This is a genomic window from Sinorhizobium sp. P24N7 (genome assembly GCF_042436655.1).
Lineage (GTDB): Bacteria > Pseudomonadota > Alphaproteobacteria > Rhizobiales > Rhizobiaceae > Sinorhizobium > Sinorhizobium meliloti_A.
The window spans coordinates 118,996-143,528 of record NZ_JBHMIW010000005.1; the positions used below are offsets into that span (position 1 = coordinate 118,996).

Sequence of the window (24,533 nt, forward strand, 5' to 3'; positions counted from 1 at the left end):
TGTGTCGCTCCTTGCTCCTCCCGCCAATCTAATCGAATTCTTCGATCAATAAAGCTGAATCGCCGCGCTTGATGGCATCAGGCTTCCCCGTCAAAGATCGCCGTAACAGAGGGAGCCAGCATGTCGAATTTGCCGTCTCACGCACGTGTCGTGATCATTGGTGGGGGAGCCGTCGGCGCCTCCTCGCTCTACCATCTTGCCAAGGCCGGCTGGACCGACTGCGTGCTTGTTGAAAAGAACGAGCTCACGGCCGGCTCCACCTGGCATGCGGCCGGCAACGTGCCGACCTTCTCCTCATCCTGGTCGATCATGAATATGCAGCGCTATTCGGCTTCGCTCTATCGCGACCTGGGAGCGCTCGTCGATTACCCGATGAATTATCATGTGACGGGATCCATCCGCCTCGGCCATTCGAAGGAGCGGCTGCAGGAGTTCAAGCGCGTCGTCGGCATGGGCCGCTACCAGGGCATGGACCTCGATATATTGACGCCCGAGGAAATGCGCAGCCGCTATCCCTTCCTCGAAACGCATGACCTGACCGGCGCGCTTTACGATCCCTATGACGGCGACATCGATCCGGCGCAGCTGACCCAGGCGCTCGCCAAGGGCGCGCGCGACATGGGCGCGAAGATCATCCGCTTCTGTCCCGTGACCGGTGCCCGGCGCGAAAGGGATGAATGGGTGGTCGAGACGGCGCAGGGCGAAATCCGCTGCGAATACGTCGTCAACGCCGCCGGATATTATGCCCGCGAGGTCGGGAAGATGTTCGGCCGCGACGTGCCGATGATGGTGATGAGCCATCAATACGTTCTTTTCGACGAGATTCCGGAACTTGCCGCCTGGTCGAAGGAAGCCGGGCACAAGCTGCCGCTCCTTCGCGACGTCGACTCCTCCTATTATCTCCGCCAGGAGAAATATGGCATGAATCTCGGGCCATACGAGAAGAACTGCCGCGCTCACTGGGTGAGGCCCGATGACCCGATGCCGGAGGATTTTTCCTTCCAGCTCTTCCCGGACGACCTTGAAAGACTGGAATGGTATCTGAACGATGCGGTCGAGCGCGTGCCGATCCTGGGGACGGCAGGTCTTTCGCGCGTCATCAACGGACCTATTCCCTATGCGCCGGACGGCAATCCGCTGATCGGGCCGATGCCCGGCGTGCCGAACGCCTTCGAGGCCTGCGTCTTCACCTTCGGCATCTGCCAGGCGGGCGGGGCCGGCAAGGTGCTCGCCGAATGGGTGACCGAAGGCCGGACCGAATGGGACATGTGGTCCTGCGACCCGCGCCGTTACACGGACTATACCGACCAGGACTATTGCATCGCCAAGGGGATGGAGATCTACGGCCACGAATATGCGATGCATTTCCCGAAGCACTACTGGCCGGCCGGGCGCGGCAGGAAGCTCTCGCCGATCCATGATCGCGTTGCGGCGCTCGGCGCGCAGTTCAAGCCCTATAACGGCTGGGAACGCGCCATGTGGTACGCGAAACCCGGCGACGACACGTCAGAGGCTGCGACGCAGACCTGGGGAAGGGAAGGTCCCTGGGCGAAGCGGATCGAGGAGGAGTGCCTGGCCGTGCGCGATGCCGCCGGCATTCTCGACCTGCCGGGCTTTTCGCGCTTCCGGCTGAAGGGGGAGGGCGCGCGCGACTGGCTCTCCGGCCTCATCACCGGCCGCGTACCGAAGCCCGGCCGCATCGGGCTGGCCTATTTCGCCGACGACAAGGGCCGCATCCTCACCGAAATGTCCGTCATGGCGATCGAGGAGGATTTCTTCTTCCTGATCACCGCGGCGACGGCGCAGTGGCATGATTTCGAGTGGCTGCAGAAGCATCGCCCGGCGGACGCCGCCTTCACGCTGGATGACGTGACGGTGAAATTCGCCTGCCAGATCCTGACGGGGCCGAAATCGCGCGCGATCCTGGCCGAGGTCTCGGACGCCGACCTTGCGAAGGGGTGGCTGACGCATCAAACGGCGCAGATCGCCGGCCGCTATTGCCAGCTCGTGCGGGTCTCCTTCGCCGGCGAACTCGGCTGGGAGATCCACACGAAAGTGGAGGATACCGCCCCGGTCTTCGATGCCGTTCGGGAAGCCGGGCAGAAGCACGGCCTCAAGCCCTTCGGAATGGAAGCGCTCGACAGTCTGCGCATCGAGAAGGGTTACCGCGCCTGGAAGGGCGATCTCTCCACCGATTACACGGTTTTGCAGGGCGGGCTCGAACGCTTCGTCGACTGGTCGAAGCCGGATTTCAGGGGCAAGGCCGCCCTGGAGCGTGAGAAGCAGCAGGGCGTCACGAAGCGCTTCGTGACGCTGACGGTAGAGCCCGGCGATTGCGACGCGCCCTATATGTCGACGCTCTGGTCGGGCGGCGAGGTCGTCGGCGAGACCACGTCCGGAAACTGGGGCTACCGCACCGGCAAGTCGATCGCACTCGGCATGCTGCGCGCCGATCTGGCCGTTCCCGGCCAGGAGGTCGAGGTAGAGATTTTCGGCGACCGCTTCAAGGCCGTCGTCCAGCCGGACCAGCCGCTCTGGGATCCCTCGAATGAAAGACTGAAGGCATGACGAAGCCCATTCCCGCAAAAGCGCGTGTGGTCATCATCGGCGGTGGCGTTTCCGGCTGCTCGGTCGCCTATCATCTGGCGAAGCTCGGCTGGACCGATGTGGTTCTGCTCGAGCGCAAGCAGTTGACCTGTGGCACGACCTGGCATGCGGCCGGTTTGATCGGCCAGCTGCGCGCTTCGCAGAACATGACACGGCTCGCGAAATACTCGGCCGATCTTTACGTGAAGCTCGAGGCGGAAACCGGCATCGCTACCGGCATGCGCCAGAACGGCTCGATCACCGTGGCGCTGACGGAAGAGCGCAAGGAAGAGATCTACCGGCAGGCCTCGCTGGCGCGCGCCTTCAACGTCGACGTACGCGAGATCACGCCCGACGAGGTCAAGGAGCTTTACCCCCACCTCAACGTTGCCGACGTGAAGGCGGCGGTCCACCTGCCGCTCGACGGGCAGTGTGATCCGGCCAACATCGCCATGGCGCTTGCCAAGGGTGCGCGGCAGAACGGTGCGACAATCGTCGAGGGCGTGAAAGTCACCTCGGTGCTGAAGAAGGACGGCCGAATAACCGGCGTCACCTGCGAGCAGAACGGCGAGAGTTTCACGATCGAGACGGAGAATGTCGTCAACTGCGCCGGCATGTGGGGCAGGGAGCTTGCCCGGCAATCCGGCGTCACCGTGCCGCTGCACGCCTGCGAGCACTTCTATATCGTCACCGAGGCGATACCTCACCTCAGCCGCCTGCCGGTGCTGCGCGTGCCGGACGAGTGCACCTACTACAAGGAAGATGCCGGCAAGATGCTGATCGGCGCCTTCGAGCTCAAGGCGAAGCCCTGGGGCATGGAAGGCATCCGCGAGGATTTCTGTTTCGACCAACTGCCGGAGGACTTCGACCATTTCGCCCCGATCCTCGAAATGGCCGTCAACCGCATGCCGATGCTTGAGACGGCGGGCATCCATACCTTCTTCAACGGTCCGGAAAGCTTCACGCCAGACGACCGCTACTATCTCGGCGAGGCGCCGGAGCTCAAGGGCTACTGGGTGGCAGCCGGTTACAACTCGATCGGGATCGTCTCCTCGGGAGGCGCCGGCATGGCGCTGGCGCAGTGGATGAACGACGGCGAGCCGCCCTTCGATCTCTGGGAGGTCGATATCCGCCGGGCGCAGCCCTTCCAGAAGAACCGTTCCTACCTCAAGGAACGTGTCAGCGAGACGCTGGGTCTGCTTTACGCCGATCATTTCCCCTATCGCCAGATGGCGACCGCCCGCGGCGTTCGCCGCTCGCCCATCCACGAACATCTGAAGGCGCGCGGTGCCGTCTTCGGCGAAGTGGCGGGATGGGAGCGGCCAAACTGGTTCGCAAGGGACGGCCAGGAGCGCGAATACCGCTATTCGTGGAAACGGCAGAACTGGTTCGAAAACCAGCGGGAGGAGCATCTCGCCATCCGCAATGGGGTCGGCCTTTTCGACATGACCTCCTTCGGCAAGATCCGCGTCGAGGGCCGCGATGCGCTCGCCTTCCTGCAGCGGCTTTGCGCCAACGAGATGAATGTCGAGCCCGGCCGTGTGGTCTACACCCAGATGCTGAACGCCCGCGGCGGCATCGAAAGCGACCTGACCGTCACGCGGCTTTCGCAGACCACCTTCTTCCTCGTCGTGCCGGGGGCCACGCTGCAGCGCGATCTTGCCTGGCTGCGAAAACATGTGCGCGACGAGTTCGTGGTGATCACCGACGTCACCGCTGCCGAAAGCGTACTCTGCGTCATGGGGCCAAGGGCACGCGAGCTCATGCAGAGGGTGAGCCCGAATGATTTTTCCAGCGAGGCGCACCCCTTCGCCACCGCCCGCGAGATAGAGATCGGGATGGGCCTCGCCCGCGCCCACCGCGTCACCTATGTCGGCGAACTCGGATGGGAGCTCTACGTCTCCACCGACCAGGCGGCGCATGTGTTCGAGACACTGGAACTGGAGGGGGCCGATGTCGGGCTGAAGCTCTGTGGCCTTCATACGCTCGATAGCTGCCGGATCGAGAAAGCCTTCCGGCATTTCGGCCACGATATCACCGACGAGGATCATGTGCTCGAAGCGGGGCTCGGCTTTGCGGTGAAGCCCAGAAAAGGCGAGTTCATCGGCCGCGAGGCGGTGCTCACCAAGCGCGACGAGGGTCTTTCGCGCCGGCTGGTGCAGTTCCGGCTTTCAGATCCGGAGCCGTTGCTCTTCCACAACGAAGCGATCGTGCGCGACGGAGAGATCGTCGGCACGATCACGTCGGGCAATTACGGCCACCATCTCGGGGGTGCGATCGGGCTCGGCTATGTGGCCTGCCAGGGTGAAAGCGAGGCCGATGTGCTGGCTTCCGCTTACGAGATCGAAATCGCCGGAACGCGGGTCAGGGCCGAGGCTTCGCTGAAGCCGATGTACGACCCGAAGGCGGAGCGGGTGCGGGCCTGAAAAGACTGCCCCCATACGCCTGCCGGCACTTCTCCCCGTTTTGACGGGGAGAAGGGAGATGCCGTGCAGCCCACCCCCGCGTGCGAAAACCGAGGGAGAGGGGCAAAGAACAGACGACGACAGCGCCATTGGGAGATGAATGATGGCTGAGGAATGCGCAGTTGCGGCTTCGAGACGGTCCGGCGGACGGGCGGCGCGCGTTGCGCTTCGTTCGTCGCCGCTCGCCGAAAACATCCGCCCCGTTCGTCCGGGCCTTTCCGGCGGACAGTACAAGCCGCTGACGGAGGCCAACGTCAGACGGATTCACGAGGCGGCGCTCGATGCGCTGGAACAGATCGGCCTTGCCAACGCGCCGCGATCCGGCGTCGAGATCATGACCGGCGCCGGGGCTATCCTCGGCGAGGATGGACGACTCCGCTTCCCGCGTGCACTGGTCGAGGACATGCTGGCCATCGCTGCGCGCGACATCACCCTTTACGCGCGCGATCCGAAACAGGACCTCGAACTCAGCGGTACGCGCGTCTATTACGGTACAGCGGGCGCGGCGGTTCACGTGGTCGACGTCGAGAAGCGCGAATACCGCGAATCGACCGCCAAGGATCTCCTGAACGCGGCGCAGCTCGTCCATCACCTGGACAATGTCCATTTCTTCCAGCGAGCCATGGTCTGCCGGGACGTTTCAGACAATTTCCTGATGGACATCAACACGCTCTACGCCTGCTGCGCCGGAACGACGAAGCATGTCGGCACGAGCTTCTCCGATCCGTCGCATGTGGAGGGTTGCTTCGACCTCATTCACATGATCGCAGGCGGCGAGGACAAGTGGCGGGCGCGGCCCTTCGTTTCGAACTCGAACTGCTTCGTCGTGCCGCCGATGAAATTCGCCGAGGAAAGCTGCATCACCATGGAGAAGTGCATCCGTGGCGGCATGCCCGTCCTGCTGCTATCCGCGGGACAGGCGGGGGCGACAGCCCCAGCGCCGCTCGCGACCGCAATCGTGCAGGCGGTTGCCGAGTGCCTTGCCGGCGTCGTCTACGTCAATGCGCTTTCGCCCGGTCATCCGGCCGTCTTCGGCACCTGGCCGTTCGTCTCCGATCTGAGGACGGGCGCCATGTCCGGCGGCTCCGGCGAACAGGCTCTGCTGACCGCAGGCTGCGCGCAGATGCACCAGTTCTATCGCCTGCCCGGCGGCGCCGCCGCCGGCATCGCGGATGCGAAGCTTCCCGACATGCAGGCCGGCTGGGAACAGGCGATCTCCAACGTGATGGCGGGGCTTTCGGGGCTCAACATGGTCTACGAGGCGGTCGGCATGCATGCATCGCTCCTCGGCTTCTGCCTGGAGTCGCTGGTGCTCGGAGACGACATGCTGGGCCAGGTGCAGCGCTGCATCCGCGGCATCGACGTAACGGAGGATTCGGTTTCGCTCGAGACCATGCGTTCGGTCTGCCTCGACGGCCCCGGCCACTATCTCGGCCATCCGCAGACACTCGGGCTGATGCAGACGGAATATATCTATCCGGCCGTCGCCGACCGCACGAGCCCGAAGGAATGGGTCGAGATCGGCCGGCCGGATCTCGTCGCCCGCGCCATCGAGAGGAAGAACCGCATCCTGGCAGACGCTGCCCCGTCGCTGATCTCGCCGGAGGCCGACCGGGCGATACGGGAGCGGTTCGGCATCTTTTGTTGACGTGTCGATTCGCCGTCAGCGTCGACCGGCACCTCTGACCTCGCTTACCCTATAGGTCCATTTCGGCGCAGTCGGCGCTTCATCCGGCCTGTAGGGGAAGGTCAGGAACGTCTCGAATGGGCGGTTCTGGCCGCCCGGCACCCGGAGTAAGATGAGAGCCGTATCCTCGCCGATACGTTTGCAGGCGTCCTGCGGGCAGTCCTCGAGCGTCACCGTGAGGCGGAAATATTCGAGCGTGACGTCCGACGCATTGGCTGCGGTGCCACGGACCCGAAAGGTGCCCTCGGTTTCGTTCGGTTCGAACGCCATGTCCCGCAGGGTGAGTTCGGCGACGGTCAGCCCGGCGGCGGGCCGGTTCGGCGCCGGCTCCGGGGCTTTGTCCGGAGCAGCTTCGTTCAGCCAGACGAGAAACGCGACGCTGAGCCCCAGCGCAACCGCAATGGACAGGACCGGCTCGATCCAGCTGCGGAAGCGACCGTAACGGGCCGCGAGATACACGATCGCCAAGCCCAACGGTAACGCAATCAGCCACGCCATGAAGTTCCTCCTGCGAGAACCTTATATAGGGCGAGGCGGCGCTGGCAATCTTTGGGGTACGCCCGGCCGACACCCTTCTGCCAATCCGGGGCAGGTTCAGCCGGCGGTCATTTCTTCAAACTGATCCAGTAGGTGCCCTCGAAGGGAACTGCAGCGAAGCGCCGGTCGATTTCGGCAAGCGTCGCCGCGGGATCGACGTCGGGGAAGAGGTCGGGGCGAAGCCAGGAGGCAAAGGCTTCCGCTGCGACGATGTTCAGCGGAACCGCGTTGAAGAAATTCCAGAGGCCGTGCACACGCCCGTTGCGGACGGCCGCGATGCTCTCCATCACCGGCTTGTCCACGGCCTGCGCCAGGGTCCGCTCCGCCTCTTCGGCCTTGACGCCGGGCCCGATCGAAAAGCCGCTATATTTCCCGCCCGGCGACGAGGTGGCGATATAGACGTCCGGGTTTTCGGCCATGACGGCTTCCGCGTTCATCATGCCGCCCGGGCGCGGCAGCGCGCCCTCGGCGATGTTGCGGCTGCCGGTGACGGCGATGAATTCGCCCAATCCGCCGACGCCGTAGGCCCAGCAGCAACGGTCTGGCGCGGGAAACGCTTCCATGAGGACTTTAGGGCCGGCCTCGGAACTCTTGGCGACGCGATCGCGGATGCGGGCAAGACGTTCCTCATAGAAGCGGGCGAACTCCTCCGCCTGTTCTTCTCTCTCGAAGACCCTGCCGAGGAGACGTATGTTGGCAGGCGTGTTTTTGAGAGCTTCGTTGTTGAAGTCCACGACGATGACGGGCACGCCGGTGCTCTCGAGGTATTCCATCGCACGCTGGCCCGCTTCCGTATCCGCCTGCCAGTTGGCGAGAACCGCAAGATCGGCCTTCAGCGTCAGGATCGTTTCGAAGGAAAGGCCCGGTCCGCTGCCGTCATCGATCAGCGGCACGTCTGCGAGCTTCGGAAACTTGCGAACGAAGCTCTCATAGATTTCCGGATTGTCGCCTTTCATGTCGCCGGACCAGCCGGCGAGCAGACTTACCGGGTCCGGATGGATGAGCGAGAGGGCGACGAGATTGAAGCCGCTGCCGAGAAGCACCGCCTTGGGGGGCGCGGGGATCGTTACCTGTCTTCCGACTGCGTCCGTGACCGTGATCGGCCATTGTGCCTGCGCCAGCGCGGCGAACGGGAAGAAGAGGATCGACAGGAGGGCAATGGCCTGAAGGAAGAGGCCGCGGCGGCGTGGGAATGGACGAGACAAGCTATTGTTTCCTTTGGCTTGGAAGGGCGCAGAGGCTGCCGCAGCTCGGAATGCCGGGGAGGAGATATCTCAGACAGCAGATCTTGCGCCGACAGACGCGCGTCCCGTCCTCTTCCTCCTGACGCAGACAGTCGAAGAAAGGATTGGGAGCGCCGTTGGGCATCAGACGGCAGCCGACCATGGCATCGGCCTGGTCGCTCATGGGGTCGGTCCCCGCGGTTCGAAGCGCATAATCGATGTAAACGGCGGCATTGTTCCAGGCGAGCCTCGGCGATATGCCGCCGGCTGCCTTGAGATGCGGGACCACCTTGGCAAGATGCTCGTCCATGAGCGAGCCGATCAGGGCGAAGATGTCACGCCCGTCATCGTCGCGCCACTGACCTGCCGTCGCGACCCCGAAGGCGCGGGGCAGCCCGTCGTCCGAGAGCGCCACCGTCATTTGGTCGAAATCCGCCGGCAGCGCCTGGTGGTCCAGCACCCGGGCGACGACATAGGGGATGGTCAGGGCCGAGAAATAGTAGAGCGACCACATGGAGGCGACGGCGCGGCGGTCGGTGCCGCCGGAGGCCTCGGCATAGTGCGAGAGCGTCCGGTCGAAGGCGCCGGAAGCGAAAAATTCCGGCAGCGAAATGCCGTCGGAAAGATTAGCCGACAGCATCATCTTCTCGTTGCACCAGGCATGCGGGCCGGCAAAGGCCGCCGACAGACCTTTCGGCTCGTCGATTACCGCCACGCTTCCATGCCCGGCTGTTGTCATGAGCTCACCAGTTGTAACGCAGCGAGCCGATGACCATGCGGCCCTGATCGCGATGGCAGTAGCCGGCAGTGCACACGGCCTCGCGGCGGTCGAAGAGATTGGTGGCATTCACCTGCAGATGCAGACCCTCGTATTTCGGGTCGATCGCTGCGAAATCGTAGCCGACAGAAGCATCGAAGAGAACGCGCGAACTATTCTTGAAGGTGTTTTCGTCATTACCGTAACTCGATCCCACGAAACGCGCGCCTCCACCCAGGCTGAACCCGTAAAACGGGCTATCTTCCGGCAATGTATAATGGGCCCAGATCGACGCCATATGCTGTGGTGCGGAAGATACATAGTTGCCGATCGTGCCTTCGGGGCCTTGAATGATCTTGACGTCGGTATAGGCGTAAGAAGCGATAAGCGAAAGGCCGTTGTCAAGGCTGGTGTTCGCTTCGATTTCGAAACCGCGCGAACGCAGTTTGCCGCGCTGGACCTGTATGTTGGTGACGCCGTCGGCCTCGAAATAAAGGCCATTCTTCTGATCGATGTTGAAGAGAGCGGCGGTGATCAGCGTATTGCTGTTCGGCAGGAGGTACTTGACGCCGACCTCCTGTTGTTCGCTCTCGGTCGGTTTGAACGGCTGGTGCGTTTCCTGGTTGGTGCCGGCATTGGGTGTGAAGGCCGTCGAGTAGCTTATATAGGGCGCCAGTCCGAAGTCGGTCTGGTAGGTGAGCCCTATGCGGCCGGAGAACTCCTTGTCCTTCTGCGAAACCGACGTCAGCGAATCGCTGGCAAGGTCGGTGGTGTCCGTATCGGTCGATACCCAGTCGTAGCGTCCGCCCACCGTCAACGTCCAGGCGTCGTAGCGGATCTGGTCTTGCAGATATGTGCCGAGCTGCCACTGGTCCTGGACCGTACGGGTGTTGAAGTCTATCGGGTCGACCGGACGCCCCTGCGTCGGATTGTCGGTATCGAGCGGCGGCGACACGCCGCGTCCGTCGAGCGCACGGAAACGCAGTTTCGTATAGTCGATCCCCGCAAGCAGCGTATGCTCCAGAGCGCCGGTGTCGAATTTTGCTTCGAGCTGGTTGTCGATGACGAACGCGGTCAGCCGCTCGTCATAGGTGCCGGCGGCGCTGTCGAGCAAAGTCGGGTCGTCAGCGTTCGGGGCGTAGGCGAAGTCCCAGTCGGCGTCGATGTTCAGCGTGGATACACGCGCATTCTGGCGGAAGACGAAGGTGTCGTTGAGCCGGTGCTCGAATTCGTAGCCGATGCGTCCCTGCTTCTGTATCGAATCGTTGAAGTCAGGGTTGCCGGCAAATATGTCGGTCACTTCGCCGGTCAGCGGGTCGTTGTAATAGGTCGCGGTGCCTCCGGTCTTGGTGCGCGAATACTCGCCGAGAACCGTCAGCTTCGTGTCTTCGTCCGGCTTCCAGGTGAATGCCGGTGCGATATAGGCGCGGTCGTCCGCAAGGCCGACCTGCTCGGTGTCGGCATCGCGCAGCAGGCCGGTCAGGCGATAATAGACCGGGTCGGTCTCGTTCACCGGGCCCGAGAAGTCGAACTGGCCCTGATAGCGGTCGTGACTGCCGTATTGGACCTGCACCTCTCTCAGCGCATCTTCCGTCGGCCGCTTGGTGATGAGGTTGTAAAGACCGCCGGCGCCTGTTGCGCCGTAGAGGGCCGAGGAGGGTCCGCGCAGGATCGAAACGCCTTCGAGCCCGTAGGGTTCGTTCTTGAAGACCGAGTCGACAGCCGCCGGCTGGCGGAGATTGTCGCGGAAGATGCCGGTAAAGGTTACGTCGAAACCGCGGACGAAGAATGCGTCGAAGCGAGGATCGAAACCATAGGCGCCGACGCGCGTGCCCGGCGTATAGGCGAGCGTCTCCAGCAGCGTCTGCGGGTTGCGATCCTTCAATTGCTGTTCGGTCACCGTGGAAATCGATTGTGGAGTCTCGAGGAACGGCGTGTCGACTTTGGCGCCCGTGGCGCTGCTGATGCCGACATAGCCTTCGGCCGTGATCACGCCGCCACTGCCGTTGACCACCAGCGTTTCGAGCTCGGTCGAATTGCCGCCGGAAGCGGCTTCCTGTTCTGCTTGCTGCGCCTGGGCCGTGGCGACAAGGGCGAGGGCGGACGTTCCGGCGAGGGCAGCGCGAATGAGGGGCAGGAGGAAGGCGGATTTCGAGGGCATGCAACGCAACCTTATAGAGATATAAGTTATGTTCTATAAGGTGAGCTATTCACTCATGATTGTTGCGGGCGCAAGCTCTTTTCATGACTTTTTCAGTCATGTTCCGGAAGTATGTGTGAAAAGTGCAACATCGGCGAATGCGCGGGCAGGGGAGCAGCCGGCCCGTGAGGGTTTGGATGGGCAAGTGGAGTGCGACGCGGCATGCCCCCCAGAGCATTTCAATGTTTCATGGAAACATTGAAATGCTCTAACCGATTGATCCAACGCACTTCCGGACGGAAACCGTTACACCCTTTTCCTGGAAGTGCTCTTACCTCTCTCGAGGAAGCGAGGGACCGGGGCGAGGCTGCCGCGGGCCGCCTCGCCGGACCGGCGGCAGAAGGTCGCCGGCAGGCGGATGAGGGGCGCGGAAAATTCAGCCGTGATTGATCATGATGTGACGGACGGCGGTGTAGTCCTCCAGCGCATAGACCGACATGTCCTTGCCATAGCCCGACTGCTTGATGCCGCCATGCGGCATTTCGTTGGTCAGCATGAAATGGGTGTTGATCCAGGTGCAGCCATATTGCAGGCGGGATGCCGCTCGCATCGCCTTGCTGATGTCCTTCGTCCAGACCGAGGAGGCGAGGCCATAATCGCTGTCGTTCGCCCAGGCCACGGCATCGTCCTTTCCGGTGAAGCGCGTGACGGAGACGACCGGGCCGAAGACTTCGCGGCGGACGATCTCGTCCTCCTGAGTGGCGCCCGCGACGACCGTCGGTTGGAAGAAGAAGCCTTGCTCGCTGCCCGTGCCGCCGCCGGTGGTGATCTCGATGTGCTTCTGATCGGCGGCCCTTTCGACGAAGCTTGCCACGCGGTCGCGCTGGCGCCTGGAGATCAGCGGACCGATCTCGTTTTCCGTGTCGTCGTCGAGATTGTAGCGGATGGTCGAGACGGCCGATGTGAGGTCGGCGACGAGTTTCTCGTAGATTCCGGCTTCGGCATAGATGCGGCAGGCGGCGGTGCAGTCCTGTCCGGCATTGTAGTAGCCGAAGGTGCGGATTCCGTTGACCACCGCCTCGAGGTCGGCGTCGTCATAGACGATGACCGGCGCCTTGCCGCCGAGCTCGAGATGGGTGCGCTTCACCGTCTTGGCGGCGGCCGCGAGCACCTTCTTGCCGGTGGCGATGTCGCCGGTGATCGATACCATACCGACCTTCGGATGGTTGATCAGCGCGTTGCCGACGGTTTCGCCGCGGCCGGTGATGACGTTGACGACGCCTTCGGGGAGAATGTCGGCGAGGAGCCGCGCGAGCTTCAGCGCCGTCAGCGGCGTCTGCTCGGATGGCTTGAAGACGACGGTGTTGCCGCCGCCGATTGCCGGCGCCAGCTTCCAGGCCATCATCATCAGGGGATAGTTCCACGGCGCGATCGAGCCGACGACCCCGATCGGGTCGCGGCGGATCATCGACGTATGGCCCGGCAGATACTCGCCCGCCGTCGGCGCATGCAGATTGCGCACCGCGCCGGCGAAGAAGCGCCAGCAGTCGATGATCGCGGGCAACTCGTCGTTCTTCACCGCATTGATCGGCTTGCCGCAGTTCAGCGCCTCCAGCGCGGCGAATTCGTCGGCTTCTTTCTCGATGGCATCGGCGACCTTCAAGAGGGCGTTGGAGCGTTCGGCCGGCGTCGTCTGCGACCAGCCGACGAAGGCGCGCTCGGCAGCGTCGACGGCGGCATCGATCTGCGCGTGGGAGGCCTCGGCGAGGTCGATGATCCCGGCGCCCGTCCTCGGATTGAGAATGTGTTCCTCGGCCTCGGTTCCGGCTTCGAAGCGCGATCCGATCAAGAGCTGGGTGTCCATGTCTGTTCTCCCTTCAAGTGCGAAATGTCATTTGCCGGCGCCGGCGATCTGGTCGCCGTCGCGGGTCAGGTAATACGCGCCGAGGATCGGCAGGAAGGTGGCCATCACGACGACCATGGCGACGACGTTGGTCACCGGGCGCTGACGCGGGCGGATCAGCTCTTCGAGCATCCAGATAGGCAGGGTCGATTGCTGCCCGGCCGTGAAGGTCGTCACGATCACCTCGTCAAAGGAAAGCGCGAAGGCGAGCATGCCGCCGGCGAGCAGGGCCGTGCCGATGTTCGGCAGGATCACGTAGCGGAAGGTCTGGAAACCGTCGGCGCCGAGATCCATGGAAGCCTCGATCAGCGAGCCGGAAATCCGGCGGAAACGGGCGACCGCATTGTTGTAGACGACGACGATGCAGAAGGTCGCGTGGCCGAGCACGATGGTCCAGAAGGAGAAGGGAATGTCGGCCATGGAGAAGGCCGAACGCAGCGCAATGCCGGTGATGATGCCGGGAAGCGCGATCGGCAGGATAACGAGGAGCGAGATCGTCTCGCGGCCGAAGAAGCGGGTCTGGCTGACGGCAGCGGCGCACAGGGTGCCGAGGACGAGGGCGACCGCAGTCGCGATCGAGGCGACCTTGACGGAGAGCGTCAGCGCCGCCCAGACGTCCGGCCGGTTCCAGGCGACGGCGAACCATTGCGTGGTAAGCCCCGGCGGCGGAAACTGGTAGCTCTTTTCCTCGGTAGTGAAAGCGTAGAGAAAAATCAGCAGGATCGGCAGATGCAGGAAGGCGAGGCCGGCGGCGGCCGCGATCTTCAGACCCAATGGAGCGGAATTCGCCTTCTCAGAGCGCATCGAAGGCCCCCATGCGTTTGGCCATCCAGAGATAGGCGCCCATGATGACGATCGGCACGACCGTGAAGGCGGCCGCGAGCGGGATGTTTCCGGCGGTGCCCTGCTGCGCGTAGACGGCCTGACCGATGAAGAGCCGCGACGAGCCGACGATCTGCGGAATGATGTAGTCGCCGAGCGTGAGCGAGAAGGTGAAGATCGATCCGGCGACGATGCCCGGCAGCGCCAGCGGAAAGAGCACATGGCGGAAGGTCTGGGCGGGCGTTCCGCCGAGGTCCGACGAGGCTTCGACCAGATTGGCCGGCACGCGCTCGAGCGCCGCCTGGATAGGCAGGATCATGAACGGCATCCAGACATAGACGAAGACGATGAAGGTGCCCGTATAGCTGACCGACAGCGAGTTGCCGCCGACGACCGGAAGAGATAACCAGGCATCGATCAGCCAGAGAAGGTTCAGCTTTGCGAAGAACCAGGTCAGGATGCCTTCCTTGGCCAGGATCAGCTTCCAGGCATAGATCTTGACGAGATAGCTCGACCAGAGCGGCAGCATGACGGCGAGATAGAAGAGCGCCTTCCATTTCCCGCGCGCGTAGCGGGCGGCGTAATAGGCGATCGGAAAGGCAATGAGCGCCGAGACGAGCGTCACCAGAGCGGCCATCGAGACGGTGCGGATGATGATGTCCAGATTGGCTTCGCTCAAGAGCTGCCGATAGGTCGCAAGCGTGAACTCGTAATTTATGAGCCCGGAGAAGTCGTCGATAGAGAAGAAGCTCTGCAGCAGCAGCGCGAAGAGCGAACCGAGATAGACGATCCCGAGCCAGAGAAGCGGCGGTGCGAGAAAGATCGCCAGCAGCACATGCGGGTGCCGCCAGAAAAAATCCGAAAGGCGGCCGGCCGGGCTGCGGCGCTGCGGAAGAACGATGCTTTCGGCGACGATCGTCATGCGTCCTCCATCGGGTGGAGGTCGTGCGCGGCGAAGCTGATCGTGACCGGACTGCCGACCGCGGGAACGCGACGCGCCGCCGGGCTCGCCACGGCGATGCGGGCACCTTCGACGTCGATCACGATGCGGTTGGTGGCGCCGAGGAAGCTCTGCGAAGCGACGGTGCCGGAAAGGCTCAGCGCTCCGTCGCTCGGCGGCGCGATGGCAACGGCCTCCGGGCGGAGGCTCGCGAAGGAAGCCTTCAGTCCCAATCTGCGGCAGAGGTCCTCCGAAAGCACGTTGGAGGAGCCGACGAAATCGGCCACGAAACGGGTCTGCGGGCGGTTGTAGACTTCTTCCGGGCTTCCGAGCTGCTGAATACGCCCCTCGTTGAAGACGGCGATCCGGTCGGCCATCGACAGGGCTTCGCCCTGATCATGGGTGACGAAGACGAAGGTGATGCCGAGGGACTTCTGCAGCGTCTTCAATTCCTCCTGCATCTGTTCGCGAAGCTTCAGATCGAGCGCGCCCAACGGCTCGTCGAGAAGCAGAACCTTGGGCTTGTTGACGAGCGCGCGGGCGAGCGCCACGCGCTGGCGCTGGCCGCCGGAAAGCTGTCCGGGCCGGCGCGTGCCGTAGCCCGGAAGCTTCACCATGGCGAGCGCATCCTCGGCCGCCCTGCGGCGCTCCTCGCGTCCGACGCCCTTGACCATCAGGCCATAGGCGACGTTGTCGAGAATGGAGAGATGCGGGAAGAGGGCGTAGTCCTGGAAGACAGTATTGACGCTGCGCCGGTACGGCGGCACGCCTTCGGCAGTCTCGCCGAAGATCTCGATATGGCCTCCGGTCGGCTGCTCGAAGCCTGCCATCAGCCTCAGGCAGGTGGTCTTGCCCGAGCCCGACGGACCGAGCATCGCGAAGAACTCGCCCTCGGCGATCGCAAGGTTCACGCGATCGACGGCACGGACGGCGCCGAAATAGCGGGAAACATTGTCGAAGAGGACGGCGGTCATAGGAATGCTCCAGGTAATTATTGCCGCTCATCCGCCTGCTGGCACCTTCTCCCCGCTTGCGGGGAGAAGGGACTCGCGGTCGGTGCCTCGCCTGTATTCCGGGGCGAGGCCTTTGCGGAAGCGTTCCCTGTCCCCGCGAGCGGAAGACGGCCAGGATGAGGGGCGATGCTTGCGACGCGGTTGAGACCGGCTTACCGCCCGCCGATGACGCCGATATAGTCGGAGACCCAGCGATGATAGGGCACGCATTCGCCCTGGCTTTCGCATTTCGTCACGGGCGTCTTCCAGAACTTGACCTTCTCGAAGTCGTCATAGCCGTTGGTCTTGCAACCCTCGTCGGTCAGAAGATCGTTGCCTTTGCAGGCGGCACCGACCGAGGGATTGGCGCCGAACCAGGCGGATACATCGCCCTGGACCTTCGGCGAGAGCGAATGCTCCATCCACATATAGGCACAGTTCGGATGCTCGCTGTCGGCATGGAGCATGGTCGTATCGGCCCAGCCCGTCACGCCTTCTTCCGGGATGACGGAAGCGATCGGCTGCTTCTCCGCTTGCATCAGGTTGACCTGGAAGGGCCAGGAGCCGGAGGCGACGACGCCCTCGTTCTTGAAGTCGTCGATCTGGATCATCGCATCGTGCCAGTAGCGGCCGACGAGGGTGCGCTGGGTACGCAACAGATCGAGTGCGGCCTTGTACTGATCTTCGTTGAGCTCGTAAGGATCCTTGATGCCGAGATCGGGCTTGTGCGCCATCAGGTAGTTGGCGGCGTCCGCGACATGGATCGGGCCGTCATAGGCCTGGACGCGGCCCTTGTTGGACTTGCCGTCGGGCAGCGTCATCTCCTCGAAGACGACCTTCCAGCTCTTCGGCGGCTGATCCTTGAAAGCTTCGGTGTTGTACATCAGCACGTTCGGGCCCCAGACATAGGGGGTGCCGTAATGGACGCCGTTGGCGGTGTGCCACGGGGCGTTCTGCATGCGTTCGTCGATCGTTTTCCAGCTGGGGATGAGATCTGTATTGATCGGCTGGACGCGCTTTCCAGCCACGAGGCGCAGCGATGCGTCTCCGGAGGCCGTCACCAGGTCGAAACCGCCTTCGTTCATCAGCGCGACCATTTCGTCGGAGGTCGCCGCCGTCTTGACGCTGACCTTGCAACCCGTCTTCTTCTCGAAATCGGTGACCCAGTCGTAGTTCTTGTCGGTCTCGCCGCGCTCGATATAGCCCGCCCAGGCGACGATCGAGAGCGCACCTTCGCCCTGACCGAGCTCTTTCAGCGGCTCCTGCGCCAGCGCGGGGGCGGCGAGGCCCAGCGACAGGGTAAGTGCCGTGCAGGATTTCAGGATCTGCTTCATCGGAAGTCTCCCCAGTTTCATGCCGTTAGCGGCTTTGTTCCCGGATCGAAGCGTGCCTTGGTTTCTCCGTATTCGCAAATTCATTAATCAGAATGCCGATATCGGAATTTCCGATATCGCGGTTCATCGCGGGCGGGCGCTGCGCAGCGCTTCGGCGACGCCGACGAAATCGCGCGCGGACTGGGGCAGGCTCGAACCCTTGCGCCAGACCATGCCGACCTGCACGACCGGCAGCGCCCCGGAAACGTCGCGGCTTTCGATCCGGTCGCCTTCGAGCGACCACGGTCGGTAGACGAGATCAGGCAAAAGCGCGATGCCGGCACCGGTCGCGACCAGGCTTCTGACCGCCTCCACGGAGCGGGTGCGGAAGGCGACATGCGGACGCGCGCCGAGCGCCGTCAGGAGTTTGCCGGTATTCTCCTCGATCTCGTCCACCGTCAACATGATCAGCGGCTCTCGTGCGATATCCTCGACCGAGATGATGTCGGCGCTGACGAGCGGGTGGCCGATCGGCAGCCACAGTCGGTAAGGGGAGGTTTCCAGGATTTCCGCCTGCAGCGCCATGCGGTCGCGCAGGTTCGAAATGACCATCACGGCGACGTCTAGCTCGCCGCCGATCAAGAGGTGCTCGAGATAGGAGCCGTTGTCCTCGATGGCGCTCACCTCGATGCCGGGGCAGGCGCGGCGGTAGCGGGCAAGCAGGTCGGAGAGCACGTAGCCGGCGACGAGGGACGTGACCCCGAGATTGAGCTTGCCGCCGCGTTCCTCGCGGCTGTCGGAGAAGCTGCGCCGCGCATCGGAGACATCGGCGAGGATCTTGGTCGCATGGCGCAGAAACTGATGCCCGTTATGGGTGATCGCAAGGCCGCGGGGGTGCCGGTCGAAGAGCTCGACCCCGAGATCGGTTTCGAGCTCCTTGATTGCCTCGGTGATCGATGATTGAGAGATGGAGAGGTTCTGCGCCGCGCGGGTGACCGAGCCCTGCTCGGCGACGGCGACGAAATATTGCAACTGCCGGAGTGTGAATGCCATGTGCGAATTAACACCGTGCGCCGCAGGGAACGCAAGCACGGCGTGAACTGCGGCAGGGGTGACGCATTTCGTCGTGCACGCCGGAGCGACGCTGTTAAGGTGCGGTGAGGGGGGAATGGGATGGATTCGAAAACAACAAAGCCGATGCCGACAGAAGCGGGGATTCGCGCCTTTCACCAACGTTGCGAGGCGTTCTATCCCGCCGATGCGGTCAATGCCTCCGTCGAGCAGCAACGGCAATGGTACGATGCACTCTGCGCCGAATTCGACGCGCCGTCTCCCGAAGGACTGACCCGGCGGGACGGGCGGCTGGAGGGACGAATTCCGGTGCGGTACTACCGTCCGGCGGAGGTCGCGAGCGAGACGCGCGTTCTCTATATCCATGGCGGCGGCTTCGTCGTCGGCTCGCTTGAGAGCCATGATGCGATCTGCGCCGAGCTTGCCCATGGTGCACGGGTCGAGCTGGTGTCGGTAGACTATCGCCTTGCCCCCGAACATCTATGGCCCGCAGCCTTCGAAGACTGCTATGACGTGCTCGAAGCGCTTCTTGCCGATGGGCGTCCGCTCGTCGTCGCCGGCGACAGCGCCGGCGGCAACCTGTCAGCCGGAATCGTACTGAAAGCGAAGGATGAGGGGCTCGCCGGCATCGTCGGCCAGGTTCTGATCTATCCCGGCCTCGGCGGCGATCTGACGCGCGGCTCCTATATCGAGATGGCAGAGGCGCCGCTGCTTTCCACCGCCGACGTCGACTATTACCGCGAGGTGCTGAAAGCGCCGGCGGATGAGCCGTTTGCGCACCCGCTGAAGGCCGCGGACCTGTCCGGGCTTCCCCCGGCCTATATCACTGGAGCCCATTTCGATCCGCTGCGGGATGATGCGCGCGCCTATGCAGCCCGGCTCGCCCAGGCCGGCGTGGACGTCACCTACCAGGAAGAGCCGCAGATGGTGCATTCCTGGCTTCGAGCGCGCCACATGAGCCCCGGTGCGCGGGACGGCTTCGTGCGTCTCGTGCAAGCTGTGGCACGATTGACCGGCACGGCTTGAGTCGGCGATGAGCGGCGAGACCGATCTCCAGCGGCTGCTTGCAGAATTGGAGCCGGTGCTACATGACGGCGAATATGTCTATTGCACGGTTGAAAGTCGTGCTGCGGCCTGGTTTGCGCTTGAGCCGATCGGAACCTTTCGCGAAAATGAGGGGATTACGCTCATCCTCGAGCAGACCCGTGCCGAGGCGGCGGGACTTTCCTATGGACCGGTGCTGCGGCTGATTACGCTGGGCGTCCATTCCGCACTCGAAGCCGTGGGGCTGACGGCGGCGGTTTCCGGGGCACTGACGCAGGCGGGCATCAGCGCCAATGTGGTAGCGGCCTATTACCACGACCACATTTTCGTGCCCGCGGCAGATGCAGAAAGAGCCGTCCAAGTGTTGCGGGCGCTCAGCCACGGAAACGCGAGCGCCCGATGAAATTGCCCCGGCCCCGCCCGACACGTCGCGGGTAGCGGGACCAGGGGCAGTCGCGCCGAGCCTCACATGAAATCCCGCCGGATCCGCTTCTCGAAGCTCTTCTCGAAGATCTTCGTCTCTCCCTCGAAAGCCTCGACCCTGGCGGAGGTGATCCACTCGCTTTCCGTACAGCCGAGGCGGGAGGTCGAGACGGTCTTCAGCGATTGCTGCCCACGCCGCGCAATACAGGTCCAGGTCGAAGCGCCCGTCATCGAGTGTGGATCGTCCGGCGCGATCGTCCAGGTTTCTTCGCGGATGTCCTGCGTCGCATTGCCCGTGCCGGGATGCTCGACGAGGCCGGTATTCTCGTAGATCCGATAATGCGTCAGGCCCTTGGTCATGTCGCGTTCGACGGTGCGGCGCGTTTCGGACGGCGAATGCTCAATATAGTGCGGCAACGGGTCGGGATTGGCCGGCTGCGGCACGACGATCTCGCGGTGGTTGCCGAGAAGCGGCAGGGAAAGCGAGACGCTGGCCGTATCGATCGTGACGCCCGGATCGGTCGGCGACGGCAGGATGATCGGCCAATAGGAGGTCGACAGCGACAGGCGTATGCGGTGACCGGCGCGGAAGCGATAGCCGCAGGCATCGAGCACCAGCGTGACGCGCGTCTTGCGGTTCTTCTCCATTGGCACCGGCTGCGCATTGCCGTTGCGGTGCGCCAGGTTGAGGACGCCGAAGGCGACGCGGGTTGCCGTTCCGTCCGGATGGACATCGACGACACGCGCGACGAGATTGGCGGTTTCGGCACTGCAGGAAAGCTCGAGGTCGAGCACCGGCTGGCCGAGATAGTCCTCCGCCTCGAGCAGCGGGCGCGTGTCGAAAGTGAGCGAGCCCGCATCGTCGATGCGCTGGTCGCCGGGCATCTCGGCGTCGGGCTTCAGCGTGAAATACTCACCGGCAGCGGTGCCGGTATCGAGCGGCGAACGCAGGTAAACATCGCCGATCCCGCGCCTGGACGGGGAACCGGCCGCCAGGCCTCCCTCGCTCGAAACCGCGAAGGTCCGCATTTCCGGCGTGCTCCAGACGTCCTTGGCGATCCAGCGGCCCGGGTCTTCATTGCGCCTGACCGCGGGCCTCGGGCCGTCGAGGATATAGGCGCGCATCTGCGGCAATTGCTCGGCATCGTTCTTTTCGTCGCGAAGCCAGCGGTTCCACCAGCGGATCGCCTCTCCGAGAAAGTCTGCCCGCGGCTTCGGCCAGGCGAAATGCGGATATTTGTGGACCCAGGGACCGATGAGCGCCTTGGCCTTGCCGCCGAGCCCCTCGACCGCCTTGATCGGCGTGTTGCGGTAGCCGTCCGCCCATCCGGCGATCACCAGCGCCGGGATCGGAAAGCCGTCGAAATCCTCCGAGATCGAGCCATGCCGCCAGAAATCGTCGCGGCGCTGGTGCTCCAGCCATTCCTCCAGGAAGAGGGGCTCGTTCTCGAGGCGCTCCAGCCACATCTCCCGCCAGCGCTCGCCGACGAGTTCCGGATCGGGCGATCGAGACTGATAGGCGAGCATGGTTGCCGCCCAGGAGAGTTGAGCCGAGAGATGGCAGCCGTTCTTGTAGTGGATGTCGTCATTGTAGCGGTCGACGGTCGAGGCGATCGAGATCACCGCCTTGAGAGCCGGGGGCTTGAGTGCCGCCACCTGCAGACAGTTGAAGCCGCCCCAGGAGATGCCCATCATCCCGACCTTGCCGTTCGACCAGGGCTGTGCCGCAATCCATTCGATGATCTCGCAGCCGTCGGAGAGTTCACGCGGCGTATATTCGCCGTCGATCACGCCCTCGGACTCGCCCGAGCCGCGGATGTCGACGCGAACGCCGGCAATCCCGGCGGCAGCGAAGGCAGGGTAGGTGGATTCGTCGCGTGCACAGGTTCCGTCGCGCTTGCGGTAGGGCAGGTATTCCAGGACGGCCGGCACCGGCTTCTGCTCGGTGCCCTCGGGCATCCAGATGCGCGCGGCGAGCCGGGTCCCGTCCTTGAGGGTTATCCATTCGTTTTCGATCACGGTGAAATTGCGCTCGACCATGTTGGCTGCCTCCGATCGGTGCGTGACTGTTGAGACGCGAGGCGCAGGCGGAAAACCACCTGCGCCTGCTCATTGCACTTTAGCTGTCGAACCAGACGCGGCTTCCGACGTAGCCGTTGGAAAGGTCGTTGCCGATGTCGTGCACGAAGCCTTTCAGCGAAGCGGAGGCGGCGTTCACATAATCGTTGAAGACGGGCAGGATGAGACCGCCTTCGTCCCGCACCATGAGTGCCATGGTGTGGTAGAGCTCCTTGCGCTTGGCTTCGTCAAGTTCGGAGCGCGCCTGCAGGAGCAGCTTGTCGAAGTCCTCCCGCTTGAACCGCGTATCGTTCCATTCCGCACTCGACAGATAGGACGTGGAATAGCGGGAATCCTGCGTCGGGCGGCCGCCCCAGTAGGAAGCGCAGAAGGGCTGGACGTTCCAGACATTGGTCCAGTAGCCGTCTTCCGGCTCCCGGCGTACTTCGATTTCGATCCCGGCCTTGCGGGCGCTTTCCTGGAAGAGGACGGAAGCATCGACCGCACCCGGGAAGGCGGCATCGGAGGTGCGCAGCAGGATCGGCCGGTCGTGGCCGGACTTCTTGTAATGGAAGGCGGCCTTGTCGGGGTCGTAGGCGCGCTGCTCGATGCCTTCAGGTGCCAGCGCGTAGTTTTCGTTGACCGGATAATCGTTGCCGAGCGTGCCGTAGCCGCCGAGCACACGGTCGAGAATAGCCTGCCGATCTATGGCATATTTCAGCGCGAGCCTCAGGTCGTTGTTGTCGAAGGGGGCCGTGTCGCAATGCATGAGGAAGCTGTAGAAGCCCTTGCCCGAGGTCTGCAGGATCTCGACGCGGGGCGCACGCTTCAGCAGCGGCACGGTCTTCGGATCGACGCCGTTGATGAAATGCACCTGCCCGGAGGAAAGTGCCGCAATGCGGGCCGTGTTGTCGTTCATGACTATGATCTCGACGCTGTCGACATAGCCGCGGTCCGAACGCCAGTCGGCGGTGTTCTTCTCGAAGGTTGCCCGAATGCCGGCCTCGTAGCTTGCCAGCTTGTAGGGGCCGGTGCCGATCGGCGAGGCGGGGTTGTCGACGCCGCCGCCGGGCTGGATGATGAGATGATAGTCGGTCAACAGGAGGGGCAGGTCCGCATTGCCTTCCATCAGCGTCAGGACGAGGTCGCCGGCTTTTTCTTCGATCGTCTTGACGGACCGCATCAGCCCGAGCGCTCCCGACTTGGAGCCTTCGTCGGAATGCCGCTTCAACGTTGCGATCACGTCTGCGACGGTGAGTTTCTTGCCGTCGTGGAAAGCGATGTCGTACCGGATCTTGAACGTCCAGACCGAAGCATCCGCCGACGACTCCCAGGAGGAGGCGATCGCGGGCAGCGGAGCGCCGGTCTCGGGATGGGACTCGACCAGCGTGTCGCCCCAGAGATGGCCGATCACGAAAGATACCGAACCGCTATAGGTTGCCGGATCGAGCGAATCGGTCGTCGCTCCGCCGTCGAGGCCGAGCTTCAGGTGGCCGCCGCGTTTGGGCTCCTGCGCCCGTGCCTCGCCCAAGCCGATGGAGCTCCCGATGCCGGCGGCGAGGCCGAGCGCTGCCGTGCCTGCGAGGAAGCCGCGCCGGTTGATGCCGGCGGGTACGATGAGGCCGTCGGGACGCTTCTTGAATTCGGTCATTTCCAGTTCCCCTTGTGTGTCTTGTTCGAGAGAAACCTAACGCCTGCCGGGCCCCAGACAATTTCGCGACTTGACGCGATTTTACGCTAGTTTACGCTGGCTGCAATTCGAGGGGTGGAGCACTTGCAGCAGGACGACACATTCGTAACAAATCTGCGTTTTGCCTGTGCGACGCGGCGCTCGATCTCCCAGATCTGCCGCGAGATCGGCATCAACCGGCAACAGTTCAACCGCTACATCAACGGCGAGGCGCGGCCTTCGGCGCACAACGTGCAACGGATTGCCGCGTTCTTCGGACTTGCGGCGGAGGATTTTTCGCTCTCACCCAAGCTGTTCGAGGCGCGCATGATCCGCCCCGAGCGACACCGGCTGGAAGCGGGTCAGCTCCTTGAAGGGTTCCCGGGCGATGCCGCAGCCCTTCGCCACCATTTCGGCTACTACCAGACCTATCACCTTTCGCTCTCCTGGCCCGGCTTCGTGGTCTGTTCCTGCGCGCATATCTATGAGGAAGGCGGCTCGATCCGGGTGAAATCGATCGAGCGCATTCGCGATAAGGCGAACGAAATCGAACAGTTCTCGAAATATGTCGGCCTTGTCACCTTCTGGCGAAACCGCATCTTCATAGCCGAGCGCACCGTGGGGCAGGCGTCGATGCTGGCGCAGACGATCCTGATGCCCTTCGAGGTGCACCAGCGAGTCTATCTGCGCGGCACCACGATGGGGGTCTCGTGGCGCAAGGAGAACCTGCCCTACGCCTCGCGGATGATCTGGCGGCATATAGGGCTGGATCCGGACAAACGCCAGATGCTTTCGCGCTGCGGGCTGCTTCCTTTCGGGTCGCGGCATCTGCCTTCTGCGGTCCGGCGCTTCCTGGAGACGCCGGAGGCCGAAGTGCTGACCATTCCCGCAGAATACTGACGA

At 63.5% G+C, this 24,533-nt stretch carries 18 protein-coding genes; 6 read left to right on the forward strand and 12 right to left on the reverse strand.

Translation table 11 applies throughout. The features are described from left to right. Nucleotides 1–120 precede the first annotated feature (120 nt). From ACFHWW_RS10130 to ACFHWW_RS10140, 3 genes are all read left to right on the forward strand, one after another. Nucleotides 121–2,568, forward strand: a complete 2,448-nt coding sequence (locus tag ACFHWW_RS10130; RefSeq protein ID WP_379938120.1) for an FAD-dependent oxidoreductase — start codon at nucleotides 121–123, stop codon at nucleotides 2,566–2,568. Continuing rightward, nucleotides 2,565–5,012 carry an FAD-dependent oxidoreductase gene (locus ACFHWW_RS10135; RefSeq protein ID WP_275597599.1) on the forward strand — a complete coding sequence of 816 codons (2,448 nt, stop codon included), beginning with the start codon at nucleotides 2,565–2,567 and terminating at the stop codon, nucleotides 5,010–5,012. The genes ACFHWW_RS10130 and ACFHWW_RS10135 overlap by 4 nt, the downstream gene beginning before the upstream one ends. Nucleotides 5,013–5,154: 142 nt before the next feature. Further along, complete coding sequence (locus ACFHWW_RS10140) at nucleotides 5,155–6,699, forward strand: trimethylamine methyltransferase family protein (protein WP_275597600.1); 1,545 nt, start codon at nucleotides 5,155–5,157, stop codon at nucleotides 6,697–6,699. 15 nt (nucleotides 6,700–6,714) lie between these two features. Here ACFHWW_RS10140 and ACFHWW_RS10145 read toward each other — a convergent pair whose 3' ends face one another. The 10 genes from ACFHWW_RS10145 to ACFHWW_RS10190 form a co-directional block, all read right to left on the reverse strand. Then, nucleotides 6,715–7,236 (reverse strand): hypothetical protein, encoded by a 522-nt coding sequence (locus ACFHWW_RS10145; protein WP_379938121.1) that lies wholly within the window; start codon nucleotides 7,234–7,236, stop codon nucleotides 6,715–6,717. A gap of 107 nt (nucleotides 7,237–7,343) precedes the next feature. Then, on the reverse strand, nucleotides 7,344–8,480 hold the full coding sequence (locus ACFHWW_RS10150; RefSeq protein ID WP_324762078.1) for an ABC transporter substrate-binding protein: 1,137 nt from the start codon (nucleotides 8,478–8,480) through the stop codon (nucleotides 7,344–7,346). A gap of 1 nt (nucleotide 8,481) precedes the next feature. Then, a complete protein-coding gene (fhuF, locus tag ACFHWW_RS10155; protein ID WP_324763464.1) occupies nucleotides 8,482–9,213 on the reverse strand; it encodes a siderophore-iron reductase FhuF in 732 nt (243 codons plus the stop codon). Nucleotides 9,214–9,241: 28 nt separating this feature from the next. After that, complete coding sequence (locus ACFHWW_RS10160; protein ID WP_379938122.1) at nucleotides 9,242–11,416, reverse strand: TonB-dependent siderophore receptor; 2,175 nt, start codon at nucleotides 11,414–11,416, stop codon at nucleotides 9,242–9,244. A gap of 415 nt (nucleotides 11,417–11,831) precedes the next feature. Beyond that, nucleotides 11,832–13,259, reverse strand: a complete 1,428-nt coding sequence (locus ACFHWW_RS10165; protein ID WP_127711318.1) for a gamma-aminobutyraldehyde dehydrogenase — start codon at nucleotides 13,257–13,259, stop codon at nucleotides 11,832–11,834. A gap of 27 nt (nucleotides 13,260–13,286) precedes the next feature. After that, nucleotides 13,287–14,102 (reverse strand): ABC transporter permease, encoded by an 816-nt coding sequence (locus ACFHWW_RS10170; protein WP_018095553.1) that lies wholly within the window; start codon nucleotides 14,100–14,102, stop codon nucleotides 13,287–13,289. Then, on the reverse strand, nucleotides 14,092–15,042 hold the full coding sequence (locus tag ACFHWW_RS10175; protein WP_018095552.1) for an ABC transporter permease: 951 nt from the start codon (nucleotides 15,040–15,042) through the stop codon (nucleotides 14,092–14,094). Before ACFHWW_RS10175 ends, ACFHWW_RS10170 begins: the two co-directional genes overlap by 11 nt. Then, a complete protein-coding gene (locus tag ACFHWW_RS10180) occupies nucleotides 15,039–16,034 on the reverse strand; it encodes an ABC transporter ATP-binding protein (RefSeq protein ID WP_275597603.1) in 996 nt (331 codons plus the stop codon). The genes ACFHWW_RS10175 and ACFHWW_RS10180 overlap by 4 nt, the downstream gene beginning before the upstream one ends. Before the next feature lie 191 nt (nucleotides 16,035–16,225). Next, on the reverse strand, nucleotides 16,226–17,386 hold the full coding sequence (locus ACFHWW_RS10185; RefSeq protein WP_100671764.1) for an ABC transporter substrate-binding protein: 1,161 nt from the start codon (nucleotides 17,384–17,386) through the stop codon (nucleotides 16,226–16,228). 123 nt (nucleotides 17,387–17,509) lie between these two features. After that, a complete protein-coding gene (locus ACFHWW_RS10190; RefSeq protein WP_018095549.1) occupies nucleotides 17,510–18,418 on the reverse strand; it encodes a LysR family transcriptional regulator in 909 nt (302 codons plus the stop codon). A 120-nt stretch (nucleotides 18,419–18,538) separates the two neighbouring features. Between ACFHWW_RS10190 and ACFHWW_RS10195 the strand changes: the two genes are divergently transcribed. Together ACFHWW_RS10195 and ACFHWW_RS10200 are read left to right on the forward strand one after the other, a co-directional pair. Continuing rightward, complete coding sequence (locus ACFHWW_RS10195) at nucleotides 18,539–19,462, forward strand: alpha/beta hydrolase (RefSeq protein WP_379938124.1); 924 nt, start codon at nucleotides 18,539–18,541, stop codon at nucleotides 19,460–19,462. A gap of 7 nt (nucleotides 19,463–19,469) precedes the next feature. Next, a complete protein-coding gene (locus ACFHWW_RS10200) occupies nucleotides 19,470–19,883 on the forward strand; it encodes an ACT domain-containing protein (RefSeq protein ID WP_018095539.1) in 414 nt (137 codons plus the stop codon). A gap of 62 nt (nucleotides 19,884–19,945) precedes the next feature. Here the strand turns inward: ACFHWW_RS10200 and ACFHWW_RS10205 are convergent, their stop codons facing one another. Together ACFHWW_RS10205 and ACFHWW_RS10210 are read right to left on the reverse strand one after the other, a co-directional pair. Beyond that, entirely contained in the window at nucleotides 19,946–21,943 is a 1,998-nt protein-coding gene (locus ACFHWW_RS10205) for a CocE/NonD family hydrolase (RefSeq protein WP_379938125.1), read from the reverse strand. 79 nt (nucleotides 21,944–22,022) lie between these two features. Beyond that, complete coding sequence (locus ACFHWW_RS10210) at nucleotides 22,023–23,612, reverse strand: ABC transporter substrate-binding protein (protein ID WP_379938126.1); 1,590 nt, start codon at nucleotides 23,610–23,612, stop codon at nucleotides 22,023–22,025. A gap of 123 nt (nucleotides 23,613–23,735) precedes the next feature. On the opposite strand from ACFHWW_RS10210, the gene ACFHWW_RS10215 reads away from it, so the two are divergent. Then, nucleotides 23,736–24,530 carry a helix-turn-helix domain-containing protein gene (locus ACFHWW_RS10215; protein WP_379938127.1) on the forward strand — a complete coding sequence of 265 codons (795 nt, stop codon included), beginning with the start codon at nucleotides 23,736–23,738 and terminating at the stop codon, nucleotides 24,528–24,530. Nucleotides 24,531–24,533 lie beyond the last annotated feature (3 nt).